Source organism: Methanolapillus millepedarum, assembly GCF_032594115.1.
Lineage (GTDB): Archaea > Halobacteriota > Methanosarcinia > Methanosarcinales > Methanosarcinaceae > Methanolapillus > Methanolapillus millepedarum.
The window spans coordinates 191639-206591 of record NZ_CP131060.1; the positions used below are offsets into that span (position 1 = coordinate 191639).

Genomic DNA, 14953 nt, shown 5'->3' on the forward strand with positions numbered 1-14953 from the left:
AAAACATGCCGGAAAAGAACAAAAGCGAAACTGTTAAACCGAAAATCAAACCGGGTTCAAAATCAACAATGGTGTCAAAAACAGAGCCAAAAGCAGAATCAAAATCGGAAAGATTGGAATCCGGTTTTTATACCCGCGACGTTTTAACGGTTGCGCCGGAACTCCTTGGCAAATTTTTGGTTCGAAAATTGCCGTCGGGAGAACTTCTCAAGTATCGGATTACGGAAACCGAAGCTTACCGCGGCGTCGAGGATACCGCTTGTCACGCCAAAGCCGGGAAAACGAAACGAACCGCCGTTATGTTTGAAGAAGGCGGCCGATCTTATATTTATTTGTGTTACGGCATTCACTATTTACTTAATATTGTGACCGGAGAACGTGAGGTGCCGCAAGCGGCATTGATTCGCGGCGTGGATGGATTTGACGGTCCCGCTAAACTGACCAAGGCGATGCAAATCGGGAAAGAGCTGAACGCCATTGATTTAACGGAATCGGACGAAATGTGGATTGAAGATGACGGTTTTGTTCCGGAATTTTTCACAACGAAAAGAATCGGGATCAATTATGCCACCGAGCCGTACAAAAGTATTGAATGGCGCTATGTTTTGAAAAACAAATAAGGCTTTTTGAGGCGGGCGGTTGCGCGCGCGTTAAGGCGACACTTTTTTGAAAGCTTTCGAAAAAGTCGTCCGCCGGTTTTGAAATTAAAACCATTCAATGATGCGTTCCTTCGACAACGAAAAGTCCTAAGTCTTCAATCATCTTTTTGATGGAATCAATGTGCGGGCATCGGGAATAGCCGTCCATGTCTTTACACATGCAGGAACTCAAATGGACGACATCCGCCCCGAATTTTTGAACGGATTTGCAGAGCCGGTGGACACGGCGTCCGCTGCAGCCGCCGCATGTAAACGCGGCGATCAGTTCCGCAGAATCGTTATAATTTGAAAAAGCGACGGTTTTGTTGTTAAACGCTTTAAAACAACCGATGCCGGGACACACTTCGGCGACGATATGGCAGCGGACAAGAGCGATTTTGAGCGGCTTTTCTGAGATTTGGCCGGAAATCGGGGATTGAGTTTCTTGAGACAAGTATATCACTCGACAACGAAAAATAAACGGAAAAAAAGCTTCCGCTCATTTTTCCGAAAATTGTTCCTTCAATTATTTCTTTTGATCGAAATAAACGATCGGTTTAATCAAATCTTTGGGTTTGTCGCGCATCAAATAAAAAGCGTCTTCGCAAGCGTCCAGTCCGTAGAACTTATGCGTAATCATTTTGGATGGGTTGATCCGGCCTTCCAAAATCATATCCATAAGCCGTTCCATGCGCCGCCGGCCGCCGGGGCAAAGTCCACCGACAAAGGTTTTATGCGCTAGGCCAAATCCGGATGCATAAGTCGGGATAACCAAACCGTTGGTGTCCGACTGAACTTCAATATTAACAATCGTGCCGCCCGGGCGGACCATGTTGTAAGCTTCTTCAATACTTCCGGTGCCGCCGCCGGCGATAATCGCGACGTCGATTTGGCGGCCGCCGTTTAATTTCAAGACTTGTTCCGCAATCGGGCCGTTTTTGTAATCGATTATTTCGGTTGCTCCGTATTCTTGAGCCAGTTCACAACAGACCGGACGACTGCCCACCGCGTATAATTTACCGGCGCCGCGAAGAGCGCAACCGGCCACGGCCATGAGGCCGACCGGACCAATTCCGATTACGCAAACGCTGTCCCCAAAACCGACATTTCCAAGTTCTGCGCCATGAAAGCCGGTCGTCATCATATCGCCGACCAAAACCGCCGCTTCCAAAGGAACACCGTCCGGCACTTTTGCGACGTTCATGTCAATGTCATTTACTTTAAAATATTCCGCCATGCAGCCGTCTTCGCTTGACGACAATTGCATTCCTTTAAAAAGTCCTCCGGAATGTTGGTGGTATGAATCTTGAATATCTAAAGTCCGCCATTTTGGCGTCACTGCCGGGACTGCGACGACGTCACCGACTTTAAAATCTTTGACTTCCCGGCCGACTTCGACAATTCTACCGACAGCCTCGTGTCCCAAGATGCGGTTGGGCGTTGCCGGAATGTCATACGCCGTATGGACATCGGATGTGCAAGGGCAAATCGCAACCGGTTCAAGTAAAGCGTCGCAAGGTCCCAAAACAGGTTTTTCTTTTTGAACCCATCCGACCTGTTCGAATGGTTTAATAACACCGAATCCTTTCATGAAATGGCCTCCTTATCTTATATTACAATTATAATCAATGAAACCGACATGTCAAGATTATTTAAACATTATGCTGAAAAATGTTGGTCAATCACAATATTATTTACTCATTTTAAAGTATTATTTGAATGATATTATGGATTATAATATATATAATCCGATTCCGATTTTAAGCGAATACTTTATAATACATTTAGTCGGATTTGAGGCATATTATTTTATATGCTTTGAGTATTCTATATGAATTGTTGAAAATAATATAATCTTATTTTATAAAAATTATTATTTTCCTCGAGGGATTTTCCATGAAAAAAAAGGTACTTGTTGTCGATGATGAAGATTTGTTACGTGAACTTTTGGTCCAAACGATCAAAAATTCGGGTTATACGGTTGAACAAGCCAAGGACGGTGCCGTTGCTCTTGAAATGTACAAAACATTCCATCCGAACATCGTCATTATGGATGTCATCATGCCCAATACCGACGGCATCGTTGCCACCGCGAATATTTTAAAATATGACCCTGACGCCATTGTCGTTGCGCTCACATCTTTCTCTTCGGCCAAAGGCGATGAAATCTTAAAAGCCGGTGTTAAAGAAATTATTGGAAAGCCGATCAAAAGCAATGATTTGGTGACCGTTATTAAGAAGTATCTGGATTAATATTTAATCTGTTTCTTTTTTTGTTGCTGTTCTTTGGCTTTTTGCTGCGTTTATTTCTATTATTTTATTATTTATTTTATTATTTTTCTTTTATTTCTGTTGTTTTTCTTAATCTTCCATTTTTTTCATTTTCCGGCATTCGACCTTCCGGCCGAATGCCAAAAAATATTGTGTCTTTTTCAGGTTTAGGTTTATGGGTCTTTTATGAGTTTCGTTTTTAGAGGTCTTTAATGGTTTAATTAATCGTTTTTGGCGTCAGAGACGGTTTTTCCTTCAATGACCATGTACATCCTGGCACCGCAAATGTAGCCAAAGGTTAAAATGATCATCACAAGGATATCATAGACATACGGTCCGAGAACGGATAATGGACCGAGAAGCGAGAAGATCCAAACAAAAAGGGAACTTCCGTCAATCATCACCAAGGTAAAAAGTGTCAAGACGATGACGAATCCCAGCGCTTTTTTATTCTTGAGCATACTGACCGATTTTTTCAATCCGTTTGTGAATGAAAGTTCATCGACGATGACGGCGTAGTAGGCGTAGAAGAACACAATCCAGAGGACCAAGAGGTAAATAACCGTTAAAACAAGGCCCGCGGAGAAGGCCATGTAGGCAATTCCAAGTTTAGACAACATGGTGGCAAAATCCACCAACAAGTAGCCGGTTAATACTTCCGTGAAAGATCCGAGTTGCAGGTAAAGCGGAATGAAGAAGATCAAAGCGAGCAAACTCAAAATAATGAATAAAAGGGTCAGCTCGAAAAATCTCAAAAATCCTTTTTTACCATAGGCAATCATGTCGGAAAAGTTTGTTTTTCCGGTCTCAACAGCTGTTTTCGCCATACCGGTTAAGCCGGCTCCGAAGAAAGAGGCCGTTAACAAGAGGACGACCACGTAGATAAAAAGCATGATGAGGGAATAATAAATGTCATTGGTGGACTGGAACAAGCTTCCAATGTAATTACTGAGGTAAATGCTCAAAATGGCCCCCTCAATAATTGTTAAAAGAATAAAAACAATAAGCAAACAAATGAATGGCGCAAGTGTAATCGGATTTTTGATAAAGTGGCGCACACCGTTTGCCAAGACATCAATTGTATCTTCTGTCATAAATATCTCCTGAATGGGTTTTACAAATATAACAAACTCTAAATATATCGGTTTATATCGCTTCACAAAATATATTTTTTAAAAAATAAAATATGAGGCGATTAAAAATATTATAATGAATTGAATATATATAAACTTTTATTTTTAAATTATAAATATTTATCAATTTTATAAATATTGAATAAACCCGAAAGGTAAAAATGAATAAAATGAATAAAATGAATAAAATGAATAAAATGAATAAAATGAATAAAATGAATAAAATGAATAAAATGAATAAAATGAATAAAATGAATAAAATGAATAAAATGAATCTAAAATGGTCAATGAAAAATTCAAAAAATAGAATTATTAATGAAAAACGGGCGTGGTTTTACTCATGAAATCGAATGAATGTGATTTTTCGGAAAAAACGGAGTCAGGTTCTGATTCAAAGAAAATGTATGTTCTTGCGCATTGTTTGTTGAATCCGGCGGCACGTGTCAAGGGAATTCGAAAACCGGTTCCGTTTGATTTCCATACCGATTATTTCAGCCGGACAAAAAAGCCGGAGCGTTCCGAATTTGTGATTCAACTTCCTTGTCCTGAAACCATTTATTTCGGTACCGCGCGGGGGACGGTGACAAAAGATCAATTGGATTTTTTAAAATACCGTCTCTTTTGTGCGGATTTGTTTAAACCGTATGCCGAAATGATTGAACAATTTGAAAAAGACGGTTTTTCCATTTTGATTTTGGGCGTTTCCAAAAGTCCGTCGTGCGGCGTTTTTGTAACAACGTCCAAAAAACCGTCAAAAACAAGCCCGGGTTTTGAAGAAATATCCGTTGACGGCCGGGGCATTTTTATCGAAGAGATTCAAAAAGAATTAAAATGGCGAAACGTTCATTTCGTTTTAACGGAGTGATTTTCCTTTTTTGACGGCATCTCTCCCGTCTTCTTTTGGAATCATTCCTTCCATCTTCTTTTGGCGGAATCATTTCTATAAATCCTTTTCGATTTTGAGATTTTAACAGTTTTTATATGCCGTCATCTCTTTTCCTCTTTTATGATTGAACTGAATTCTTCTTCCCAACCGAACTCCGTGTTGAAAATGAAAGACCTTCCGGTTAATGAACGCCCTCAGGAGCGGCTTTTAAAATCCGGTCCGGAATCTTTGTCAAACGCGGAGCTTTTGGCGGTTATCCTTCGGACCGGAACCAAAAACCGGAATGTGTTGGATTTATGCCAGCAGGTTTTATCCGAATATTCGCTCAAAAAATTGAGCCGCCTTTCGGTTTCAGAGTTGAAAAAAACACACGGCATCGGTGAAGCCAAAGCTTGTCAAATCGTCTCTCTTTTTGAACTTTCGCGACGGCTTGAATCTTATACGGAAGAACCCAAGCGTCTCATCAAGTCGCCGGAAGATATTTTCAGTTTTATCTATCCGAAAATCCGCGAAGAAAAGAGGGAAAAATTCATTGTTCTTTGCCTCGATACCAAAAATCGGGTGATTCGGGAAGAAGTCATTTCCATCGGCAGCCTCAATGCCAGCATTGTTCATCCGCGGGAGATTTTCCGCCCGGCGTTGATGGAATCCGCCGCTGCAATTGTTTTGATTCATAATCATCCGTCAGGCGACCCGACGCCAAGTCCGGAGGACCTTGACGTCACCGCCCGGATTGCCGGATGCGGACATCTTCTCGGGATTGAAGTTTTAGATCACATCATTGTCGGTGACGGCTGTTTTCTGAGTTTGAAACAGGAAGGAAAAATATGATTGGAATAAGACAAAAAGGAAAATTCCTTCATTATTTTGAATTCATTTTTAAAGAAATTGACCTAATCATGGAAAAACAGGTTTAAATTTTTGAAAAAAGGATTGTTTTTACCGTATGGTTTATAATAAACCATTCCTTTTAGAAAGGAAGACAGGTTTATAGAGGTTATATTTTTGAAAAATCAAAACCATGAAAGTTCCGGCGGTGACGTCCTTGTTTTAGAGGACCCGTATACGGTTCCTTATCAGGGAATTTACGCGATTTGCGATGACAAAGGCGAAGTTGCCGAAATTATCGAACATTCCAATTGTTTCAGCGGCGCCTGTTGGTCTTATCATCATTACGCCAAATCGCCGGCTGTCAGAAGCGTCAAAACGTACGGTGAATTTATCCGGTACACCGTTTCCGTTGGCCGTTTCCCGTTTGAGCTGAAATCTTCGGTTGCGGCGGCCGGAATTGAATCCGTTCTTTGCAATGCAAATGATGAGGTTGAAATTACCTACACCGGTCTTGGCGGCGGCGGCGTCGGCGCCACCAAATGCCGGGCACTTGCCAAAGGTGTTTCCCGTTATGAAATTTCAGAGTCGGGCGGCGGCAAAACCGCCAAAGGAACAATTTATGTTCCGCGGCGCGAACGGGTACTGATTGCGATTGACGATACGGATTCTTGCGAAACCGGCGCGACTTGGACATTGGCGCACAACATCGGAAAAGCCGTCAGTACAGATGACGCTGTTTTTTTATCCCAGGCGCTTGTTCAACTTTATCCGGTTCCGGAAAAAACACAAAATTGCATGTCGGCCATCCTTGAATTCGGATGCGTGAGTCCAAAAGCCAAGGAAAAATTAATTGCCGACGTCAAAGCACTTCTTTTAAAATACAGCGTCAGTGAAAATACGGGAATGTTGGTCTATTCCGGTTTTTCGGTTCCGAAAGGCCTTTCGGATTACAGCCAAAAAGGAAGAACATCACGGGTGACGAGAGCGGAAGCGGAAAAAACGGCTAAAGAAAATTCGGTTGACATCATATTGGGCGGAAACGGAATGATTGGCGCCCTCGCGGCTTTTGCGTGGTTTGCCGACCCATTCGAGTCTGTCAAGCCCGGATTTTTGAGTGAGTAATTTTCTTAAATTTTCAAAAGATCAACAAACCAAAAATTGATTTGTTGACCTTGATTCTATTTTTTATTTTTTCATTATATTTTGTCTTTTATCTTTTCATTTTCAGTTCTTTTTGACAATGACGGATGTTTCCGAAACATTGCTGACAACCTGCGGCGGGTTTCCGGCATACGTTAATTTGCATGTTCCGTTTAATGTGGCGTTTAATGAGTTGGTGACATAGACATCCATATTCGATACGCCCTTCATGGCAACTGTCATGTCGGCAGCGGCCAGCTCCTCTAAATCTAAATCAGATGTGCCGTCCACTTTGACCATAACGGTTTTGGCAGACCCTTTCATATCGACATCATTAACTCCGGTTATGTTTAATGTCAAGTTTTCAACTTGAACATTCAAATCAATGCTGTTCGTTCCGTCGGACGTCACGACCAGATTGCTGCCCGTGATCGGAAGCTCTGCCTCCGCATCATGAACGCCGGATATGGTTATTTCATTAAGGTCTTTGTACCAAACGGTAATTTCCGTATCTTGATCTGAGGGCACCTTCCGGTCGGCGGTAATTTCAAGGGTTCCGTTTACGACTTCATATTTGACGTATTGAGCGTTCTTTTGACCGACTTCGATGTTGATTCTCGATGTGTCTGAACTGACCAATTTCAATTCGGAAACGCCGGTTATGCTTATTTTATTAAATTCGCCCAACGATTCGTTGATTTGAACTTTCGTATCGTTACCGACGCAGCCGGCTGACGCGAATATAAGCACCAGTGACAAAACCAACACCATCAAAAATTTCATTTTCATTTTGATCTCTCGTTGTTTTGATATTTTCTATTTTGAAATTTCTCAAAATACCGTTGGATATGTCGGCGATTCAGATATATAAATCTTCGATCCGAATTCGATCTACGTAATAGAAAAAAGAAATGAGGCGGGATTGTAATGATGAATTAAAAAAATAAATGAAAAAATAAGTCCGGGAATTAAAAAAGCCGGAGTCAAAAGAGAACCGGCGCGTGAAAATAAAAAATAATTCGGCAGAACCGAATACAGAAACTGCAGGGTAGTTCAATTTTTATTCCAGTTTTAGAATTTTTGGGCCGCAAGTACACTTTTCCGATTTTCCGGTTTCACAATAGGCTTTAAAATGTTCCATTTGTTTTGTTCCTTTTTCCGTCATTGAAAATTCGCAAAACATGAGGAATTTCGTATACGTATCCGGCGCAATCACGTGTTCCATTTTGCAGGCATCCTCTTCGGCGATGGTTTCGGAGACGCCGAGCGCGGTTAAGAACTCCTTAATGGTTTTGTATTTTTCTTTGGTTTCGTCAGCCGTTTCTTTTCCTTTTTCGGTCAAGGTGACGCCGCCATATTTTTCATAATTGATATACCCTTCATCCGTCAATTTTTTGAGCATTCCGGTGACGCTTGACGGGCCAACGTCAAGAACGCGTGAAATGTCTTTCACTTGGGCGTATCCCTTCTCGGAAATGATTTTGTCAATGGTTTTTAAGTAATCTTCTTTTCTTTCGGTGGTCATATTATTCTTCCTGCTGTTTCTGAATATTATTCGCTGAATCGTCTTATTTTCTGACAACTCTTCTTCATTTCGTTTTTGAACTTTCTTTCGGATGATTTTCAATGTGATTTTTGAAAAAATCTGAAAAAATCTGATAAAAACGAAAATATTTAATCGAACTGAACTTATTTCATCTTTCCTTTTAAATTATATAAATTTATTCAAAACAACCTTTTTTATTTTAGTTGAAATTTATATTATTCAAAAAAGAGAATGATGAGCGCAAATTCCAAAAACAAATTGAAAAAAATCTAGTTTGCATGAACTCATCCTTTAAAAGCTTATCTGTTGTCCGACCAAAAGTGCCTCTATTTTAAACTATTAATACTTTTACGTGTCTTCGTAATACTTATATAAAATAAAGAGCTTTGGTGGTATTTACAATATCGTTTTAATCCGCATTTTTGAATCGGCATCCTTTATGATGCCTTTTTTGATGCTTCTCTCTTCTTTTTCATTTTATTTAATAAAAAAGGTAAAAACATGGACAAAAAAGAAACTTTATTGTTGGTGGGACATGGCAGCAAATTACCGTATTCCAAGCAGCTGCTGGTTGATGTGGCCGACAAAGTCAAAACATCCGGTCAATTTCAAAACGTTGAGATCGGTCTCATGGAATTTAACGAGCCGACCATCCCGCAATCTTTGAAAAAAATTATCGCGGACGGAACGAAACGAATCATCGTCGTTCCGGTCTTCTTGGCGCCGGGAACACATACCGAAAAAGATATTCCACGCATGCTCGGCATATTAAAAGACAGCGCCGTCCAAGATCATCAGCATTGCCACGACCATGGAATTCCCCACAACCATGATCAAAGTTCCGGCCAAGACGGCTGCAAACACGGGAATGGACATGGGCACCACCACAATTTTGAAAAAGTGGACATTCCGAAAGATGTGGAGATTATTTACAAAAAACCGATCGGTGCCGATGACCGGATTGCCGAAATCGTTATGGAAAGAGCATTGAAAAACTGATTTTCATCACTCTTCTCCTTTTTGGTCAATTTTATTTTTTTCATCCTTTTCGTTTTTTCTTTTCGTTTTTTTCGTTTCTTTTCACTTTTTTTGAGTCCATTCGTTTCCATTTTGAGGTCTTCCAACCTTTTTTTAATGAAATCATGTCTCAGTTTTGCGCAAATTTCTAAACGATGATTCATGATATTTTAATATTTTTTCTTAAATATTTATTGTTAACTTCAATTTTTAATATCGATTTATTGTCGTTGACATATTTTAAAAAACAGCTTCATTATGCTTATTTTTCAAAAAAATATATTTTTAAAAGATAAAGGTAGTTGAATCATATAGAATTATCTTATATAATTTATTTTCATGACAGTCTTTCGAAACCTTTATATAAGTCCAAAATAACGTCCTCCATAAGCAGGTCGGTTTAAACCTGTTGTTTAATCAAAGGAGGTTCTTTTAAATGAAAGTTAAAGGATTTGCGATGTTAGGCATCGGAAAGCTCGGTTGGATCGAAAAGGAAAAGCCAAATGTCGGACCATATGACGCCTTAGTCAAACCACTCGTTTTGGCGCCGTGCACATCTGATATTCACACCGTTTTCGAAGGCGCTGTCGGCGACCGCCACAACTTGATTCTCGGACACGAGGGTGCCGGCGAAATTATTGAAATCGGCAGTGAAGTCAAGGAATTCAAAGTCGGTGACCGCGTGGTGATTCCGGCGATTACACCGGACTGGCGCTCTCTTGAAGCTCAGGACGGATATCCGCAGCACTCCGGCGGCATGCTTTCCGGCTGGAAATTCTCAAACATCAAAGACGGTGTTTTCTCGGAAGCTATTCACATCAACGACGCTGACATGAACTTGGCCAAAATGCCGAAAGGAATGTCGCTTGAACAAGCCGTTATGCTTTCCGACATGGCCCCGACCGGCATTCAAGGCGCGGAATTGGCCAACATCAAATCCGGCGCTACTGTTGCCGTTCTCGGTATCGGTCCGGTCGGACTCATGGGTGTTGCCGGAGCTGCCATCCACGGTGCCGGCCGCCTCTTTGCAATCGGTAACCGGAAAGTTTGTACGGATCTTGCCCAGGAATACGGTGCCTCTGACATCATCGACTATAAAAAAGGCGACATTGTTGAGCAAATTTTAAAAGCCACCAACGGTCGGGGCGTTGATGCGACCATCATTGCCGGCGGCGACTCCAACGCGATTTTGGAAGCCGTCAAAATGACCAAACCGGGCGGAACCATTTCCAACGTCAACTACTTCGGAAACGGTGAAACACTCCCGATTCCGAGACTTGAATGGGGCAACGGAATGGCGCACAAAGATATTCGCGGCGGTCTTGTTGCAGGCGGCCGATTGAGAATGGAAAGAATGGTCGACCTTTGTACATACAAGAGAATCGAGCCTGAAAAAATGGCCACGCACGTTTTTGATGGTTTCAAAAACATCGAAAAGGCGCTCTTGCTTATGAAAGACAAACCAAAGGACTTAATTAAGCCGGTTGTGATTTGCGACGATTTGTAATTTAAAAAGAAACATAATTAATAGCAGCACCCATTAAAAAGTTGAAACCAATCTCAACAAATCAACAAAAACAAAAACAAAAACCGACTAATAACTTAAAAAAGTAACCCCAAAACGGTGTAAATGAAACCGGATCTTTTTCGGTTTCATTTATTCAAATACAAAAATTAAAAAAACGTTCCCTCTTTCATTAAATTGTTTTTTGGACGATTTCATTTCATCGGCTCATTTTCATTTATCCGGTTTTGTCTTTGTATCTTTCGGTTTTACTTTTATTCGACTGATTTAGATTTTATATCTTCTGTTTTCGTTTCCTCAGACTTTGTTTTTGTTTCATCAGCTTTTGCTTTTGTTTCATCCTGTTTTAATTTCGGTTCTTGCGGAGCTGTTTTTATTTCACCGGTTTTTACTTTTGTTTCTTCCTGTTTTGCCGACTTTTCCGTTTCCGGGGGATTGACAGGAATGACTTCGATTGCGATTTTGCTGATCTTTTTACATTCCGCGATTTCTTTTCGCGGGTCCCACCAATCAAAAAGGAAATATTCTGTCGGGTCCCAAAGGGCCACCCAGCCGATGACCACCAAACCTTGCCCCAAAATCTGATAATAACTATCGGCAGCCGTCTGCGTTGTTAATTTGTAAGAAAGCGTTAAGCACAGTCCCAAAAAAGCGATTCCGAAAATCGCGCTGTATCCGACCCGTCTTGTTTTTTTGTGAGCCTGCCGGTCCAAAGATTTAAATTTCCGTTCAAAATGACGGTGAATCGAGTCTTTGAGAATCGTTTCTCTCTTTTCCGTCAATTTTTTGGTCTGAACATAAATGACCAGCAATGCCTCCTTTTTAAGCGGTATCTCTTCAACAGATGATAAAATGTATTGTTCGGCGTTAAAGTCCAATTCTTTATCATAAAACGGTGACGGATCCATATGATTATAAATCTGCTCAATTGACCCAAGCTCGATTTCGATGACTTCAATGTCCGGATTTTCACGGGCCGCTTTTATTTTTTCAAGACGGGACTGAATCACTGATTCTTCGATCGGGTCCGTTTTCATTTTATTATAACGCTCTTCCATTTGCATCTGAGCCTTTTTATTTTTAATTTCTTAATTTTATTTCAACTATTAGGTGAACTTATAAAACTCCTTTTATTTATAAATATATCTCTATATAATTGGAAAGCATATTCTGATTTGTAAAATCGGAATAATAGAAGAAAAAAGGAAAGAAAAAAGGAAAGAAAAAGGGAAAGAAAAAAGGAAAGAAAAAAGAAAATGAAAAAAGAAAATGAAAAAAGAAAAGGACGAACTTAATCGCTGATCTCCAAAATATTCATCATTAAAGTTTCCAATTCATCCCGGTTGACGCTTCTTTGTTCTTTTTCGGTAATCATCTTGACTTGGTCGAACAGCAGGTTAAAATCCTCTTCATCCAGCTCATAACCCATATTTTTGATGATTCCGGCAAGCGCTTTTGTTCCGGTATGTTTTCCGACGATTAAATTACGCTGTCCGCCAACCATTTCCGGCAAGAATAATTCATAAGTCCGCGGATTTTCAAGAATGGCGGCAACATGAATGCCGGATTCATGGGAAAATGCATTTTCTCCGACAACCGCTTTGTTAATGGCAGGCGTAATTTTTGAGTAGCATGCCACTTCTTTTGATAAATCGACTAAACCTTTGAGGTTGTAACGTTCAATTCCGTATTGGACGCGAAGGCCAACCAAAACTTCTTCCAGCGCCGCATTTCCGGCCCGCTCTCCGATTCCGTTTACGGTGGTATGAAGTTGGTAAGCGCCTGCTTCGGCGGCTGCCAACGTGTTTGCAACCGCCATTCCCAAATCATCGTGGCAATGGATACAGATTTTTGTGTTCACCGCTTTGTAAATTTGATTTGTCAAATATTTGGCGGTGGACGGATTTAAAATGCCGACCGTATCGGCAATACTGACATAATCCACTTTTCGCTCTTCTGCCTGCTTAAAAGCTGAAATTAACCGGTCAATCGGTGTTCTTGTCGCGTCTTCCGCGGCGAAACGGACACCAAGGCCGTGGTCTTTAGCGTATTCGATCGCGTCCATCGCAACCGAAAGCATTTCATTTAAATCTTTGTGGTACTTATATTTTAAATGAAGATCGGACATGGCCAAAAAAACGCTCACAATATCGACATCGCAGTCCAGAGCGGTTTCCACGTCTTTTTGAGTGGACCGGCATAAGCAGCAGATTTTGGCGTCCAGGTTCATTTGAGCGATGCTTTTGACAATCTCTTTTTCGGATTCCGAGACCACCGGAAATCCGGCTTCAATCACTTCAATGCCGATTTCATCCAAATGGCGCGCGATGGACATTTTTTGTTCCTTTGAAAAAGCAACGCCGGGTGTTTGTTCGCCGTCGCGCAATGTCACATCGCAAATTTCGATTTTAATGTCTCTTTTTTTGACAAAATCCATCAGCTTGTTGCGGCAATATTCGGGATAAAGTTCGTCATTTTGCATTTTTAAAACACCTTTTGTTTTTATTATTTTTATTTATGATTTTTTATTTTATAATTCATCATTATTATTGTATATATTCAGAAGTATATCTATGAGAAATGCCGGATATTTATGCCTTTCTGAAAAAAAGTCAAATGATTTCTCATCGCCCGATTTGCCTTTATTCCATTTTGACAACAACGGAGTTTGCCGCGTTTTTTGCCTTTTTCTTTGCGTCATTGATGTTTTTTCCTTTGGCAAGCGCAACGCCGAGCCTTCTCTCTGTCTTAATTTCCGGTTTTCCGAAGAGCCGGATTTGCGTATCTCTTTTTTGAAGGGCTTTTTCCAAATTTTCATAGGAGATCCGGTTTGAATTTCCTTCTCTTAAAATGACATGAGAAGCCGCCGGGCCATTGGTTGGAATCACATTTATTCTGATTTTTTTCCCTTTTGCTTTTCTTTTTTGTTTTCCTTTCGTTAATTTTGCTGATTCGGGCGATTTTACTTGACTAATCGGAATCGGCAGTCCCAAAAAAGCGCGCGAATGAAGCGCAAATTCCGACAAATCCTGCGACACCATTGTCACCATTCCGGTATCATGCGGCCGCGGGGACACTTCGCTGAAATAAACGTCCTCTCCTTTGATAAAAAACTCAACGCCGAAAATTCCGAAACCGCCCAAGCTTTTTGTTATTTTTTCCGCCATCTTTTGGGCTTTTCTGAGCGCCTTTTCGTTCATTTTTTGCGGCTGCCAGGATGACCGGTAATCTCCCTTAATCTGTTTGTGGCCAACCGGTTCACAAAATAATGTGCCGCTGACACATTGCACGGTCAGCAGCGTGATTTCAAAATCGAAATCGATAAATTGCTCAATAATTACTTTTCCGCTGCCGCCGCGCGCTTCCGTTTGAGATTTTTCCCACGCGGGCGCCATGTCTTCCGGTTGCCAAATGACGCTTTGGCCTTTTCCGGATGAACTCATGATCGGTTTTAAGACGCATGGAAAACCCAAGGCGTTTGCCGCGTTTTTGGTCTCCTCTTCCGAATCGGCGAAAATATAACGTGACGTTTTAAGGCCGAGTTCTTCGGCCGCAAGCCTTCGAATTCCTTCCCGGTTCATGGTCAGGCGGACAGCCCGTGCCGACGGGACTATTTTAAATCCTTCTCTTTCAAGCGATTCCAACACATCGGTGGCAATTGCTTCGATTTCCGGGACGACAAAGTCCGGCTTTTCCATTTCAATGACTTTTCGGAGTTCATCCCCGTTTGTCATTTGAAGAACATAAGAGCGGTGAGCGACTTGCATGGCCGGAGCGTTTGAGTAGCGGTCAAGCGCAATCACTTCGACGCCGAGTCGCTGAAGTTCGATAGCGACTTCTTTTCCAAGCTCGCCCGAGCCGCAAAGAATCACTTTTGTCGCGTTAGGAGAAAGAGGGGTTCCGATTGTTGTCAATATGATTTCTCCGTCAAGTTTGATACTTATTGGATTTTTTTATTTGGAGTAT

At 41.3% G+C, this 14953-nt stretch carries 15 protein-coding genes; 7 read left to right on the top strand and 8 right to left on the bottom strand.

Going from position 1 to position 14953, the window contains the following annotated elements; translation table 11 throughout:
• Positions 1–5 precede the first annotated feature (5 nt).
• Positions 6–620 carry a DNA-3-methyladenine glycosylase gene (locus MsAc7_RS00930; RefSeq protein WP_338102736.1) on the top strand — a complete coding sequence of 205 codons (615 nt, stop codon included), beginning with the start codon at positions 6–8 and terminating at the stop codon, positions 618–620.
• Positions 621–714: 94 nt separating this feature from the next.
• Here MsAc7_RS00930 and MsAc7_RS00935 read toward each other — a convergent pair whose 3' ends face one another.
• Together MsAc7_RS00935 and MsAc7_RS00940 are read right to left on the bottom strand one after the other, a co-directional pair.
• Positions 715–1092, bottom strand: a complete 378-nt coding sequence (locus MsAc7_RS00935) for a CGGC domain-containing protein (protein WP_338102737.1) — start codon at positions 1090–1092, stop codon at positions 715–717.
• Between the two features lie 72 nt (positions 1093–1164).
• Complete coding sequence (locus MsAc7_RS00940; RefSeq protein WP_338102738.1) at positions 1165–2229, bottom strand: zinc-binding dehydrogenase; 1065 nt, start codon at positions 2227–2229, stop codon at positions 1165–1167.
• Between the two features lie 305 nt (positions 2230–2534).
• Here MsAc7_RS00940 and MsAc7_RS00945 point away from each other — a divergent pair, with 305 nt between their 5' ends.
• Positions 2535–2891 carry a response regulator gene (locus MsAc7_RS00945; protein ID WP_338102739.1) on the top strand — a complete coding sequence of 119 codons (357 nt, stop codon included), beginning with the start codon at positions 2535–2537 and terminating at the stop codon, positions 2889–2891.
• 239 nt (positions 2892–3130) lie between these two features.
• On the opposite strand, the gene MsAc7_RS00950 is transcribed toward MsAc7_RS00945, so the two are convergent.
• On the bottom strand, positions 3131–4003 hold the full coding sequence (locus MsAc7_RS00950) for a hypothetical protein (RefSeq protein ID WP_338102740.1): 873 nt from the start codon (positions 4001–4003) through the stop codon (positions 3131–3133).
• Between the two features lie 379 nt (positions 4004–4382).
• Here MsAc7_RS00950 and MsAc7_RS00955 point away from each other — a divergent pair, with 379 nt between their 5' ends.
• From MsAc7_RS00955 to mmp11, 3 genes are all read left to right on the top strand, one after another.
• Positions 4383–4907 carry a hypothetical protein gene (locus tag MsAc7_RS00955; RefSeq protein ID WP_338102741.1) on the top strand — a complete coding sequence of 175 codons (525 nt, stop codon included), beginning with the start codon at positions 4383–4385 and terminating at the stop codon, positions 4905–4907.
• Positions 4908–5093: 186 nt separating this feature from the next.
• Positions 5094–5759 (top strand): RadC family protein, encoded by a 666-nt coding sequence (gene radC / locus MsAc7_RS00960; protein WP_338102742.1) that lies wholly within the window; start codon positions 5094–5096, stop codon positions 5757–5759.
• A 174-nt stretch (positions 5760–5933) separates the two neighbouring features.
• Positions 5934–6881 (top strand): methanogenesis marker protein 11, encoded by a 948-nt coding sequence (mmp11, locus tag MsAc7_RS00965; RefSeq protein ID WP_338102743.1) that lies wholly within the window; start codon positions 5934–5936, stop codon positions 6879–6881.
• A gap of 102 nt (positions 6882–6983) precedes the next feature.
• On the opposite strand, the gene MsAc7_RS00970 is transcribed toward mmp11, so the two are convergent.
• Both MsAc7_RS00970 and MsAc7_RS00975 read right to left on the bottom strand, forming a co-directional pair.
• On the bottom strand, positions 6984–7688 hold the full coding sequence (locus MsAc7_RS00970) for a head GIN domain-containing protein (protein ID WP_338102744.1): 705 nt from the start codon (positions 7686–7688) through the stop codon (positions 6984–6986).
• A 271-nt stretch (positions 7689–7959) separates the two neighbouring features.
• Positions 7960–8424, bottom strand: coding sequence for a metal-dependent transcriptional regulator (locus tag MsAc7_RS00975; RefSeq protein WP_338102745.1), 465 nt, complete (start codon positions 8422–8424; stop codon positions 7960–7962).
• Between the two features lie 495 nt (positions 8425–8919).
• On the opposite strand from MsAc7_RS00975, the gene cfbA reads away from it, so the two are divergent.
• Entirely contained in the window at positions 8920–9444 is a 525-nt protein-coding gene (gene cfbA / locus MsAc7_RS00980; protein ID WP_338103437.1) for a sirohydrochlorin nickelochelatase, read from the top strand.
• A gap of 454 nt (positions 9445–9898) precedes the next feature.
• A complete protein-coding gene (locus tag MsAc7_RS00985; protein ID WP_338102746.1) occupies positions 9899–10969 on the top strand; it encodes an NAD(P)-dependent alcohol dehydrogenase in 1071 nt (356 codons plus the stop codon).
• A 272-nt stretch (positions 10970–11241) separates the two neighbouring features.
• Here MsAc7_RS00985 and MsAc7_RS00990 read toward each other — a convergent pair whose 3' ends face one another.
• The 3 genes from MsAc7_RS00990 to purT all read right to left on the bottom strand — a co-directional run bounded on the left by MsAc7_RS00990 (position 11242) and on the right by purT (position 14901).
• A complete protein-coding gene (locus tag MsAc7_RS00990; RefSeq protein WP_338102747.1) occupies positions 11242–12051 on the bottom strand; it encodes a hypothetical protein in 810 nt (269 codons plus the stop codon).
• A 227-nt stretch (positions 12052–12278) separates the two neighbouring features.
• Complete coding sequence (locus MsAc7_RS00995; protein WP_338102748.1) at positions 12279–13469, bottom strand: homocitrate synthase family protein; 1191 nt, start codon at positions 13467–13469, stop codon at positions 12279–12281.
• A gap of 160 nt (positions 13470–13629) precedes the next feature.
• Positions 13630–14901, bottom strand: coding sequence for a formate-dependent phosphoribosylglycinamide formyltransferase (purT, locus tag MsAc7_RS01000; protein ID WP_338102749.1), 1272 nt, complete (start codon positions 14899–14901; stop codon positions 13630–13632).
• Positions 14902–14953 lie beyond the last annotated feature (52 nt).

Coding starts and splice junctions, on each gene's coding strand:
- MsAc7_RS00955 (WP_338102741.1), top strand. CDS start 4,383: ATGAAATCGAATGAATGTGATTTTTCGGAAAAAACGGAGTCAGGTTCT.
- MsAc7_RS00945 (WP_338102739.1), top strand. CDS start 2,535: ATGAAAAAAAAGGTACTTGTTGTCGATGATGAAGATTTGTTACGTGAA.
- MsAc7_RS00990 (WP_338102747.1), bottom strand. CDS start 12,051: ATGCAAATGGAAGAGCGTTATAATAAAATGAAAACGGACCCGATCGAA.
- MsAc7_RS00985 (WP_338102746.1), top strand. CDS start 9,899: ATGAAAGTTAAAGGATTTGCGATGTTAGGCATCGGAAAGCTCGGTTGG.
- MsAc7_RS00975 (WP_338102745.1), bottom strand. CDS start 8,424: ATGACCACCGAAAGAAAAGAAGATTACTTAAAAACCATTGACAAAATC.
- MsAc7_RS00930 (WP_338102736.1), top strand. CDS start 6: ATGCCGGAAAAGAACAAAAGCGAAACTGTTAAACCGAAAATCAAACCG.
- MsAc7_RS00950 (WP_338102740.1), bottom strand. CDS start 4,003: ATGACAGAAGATACAATTGATGTCTTGGCAAACGGTGTGCGCCACTTT.
- MsAc7_RS00970 (WP_338102744.1), bottom strand. CDS start 7,688: ATGAAAATGAAATTTTTGATGGTGTTGGTTTTGTCACTGGTGCTTATA.
- MsAc7_RS00995 (WP_338102748.1), bottom strand. CDS start 13,469: ATGCAAAATGACGAACTTTATCCCGAATATTGCCGCAACAAGCTGATG.
- radC (WP_338102742.1), top strand. CDS start 5,094: ATGAAAGACCTTCCGGTTAATGAACGCCCTCAGGAGCGGCTTTTAAAA.
- MsAc7_RS00940 (WP_338102738.1), bottom strand. CDS start 2,229: ATGAAAGGATTCGGTGTTATTAAACCATTCGAACAGGTCGGATGGGTT.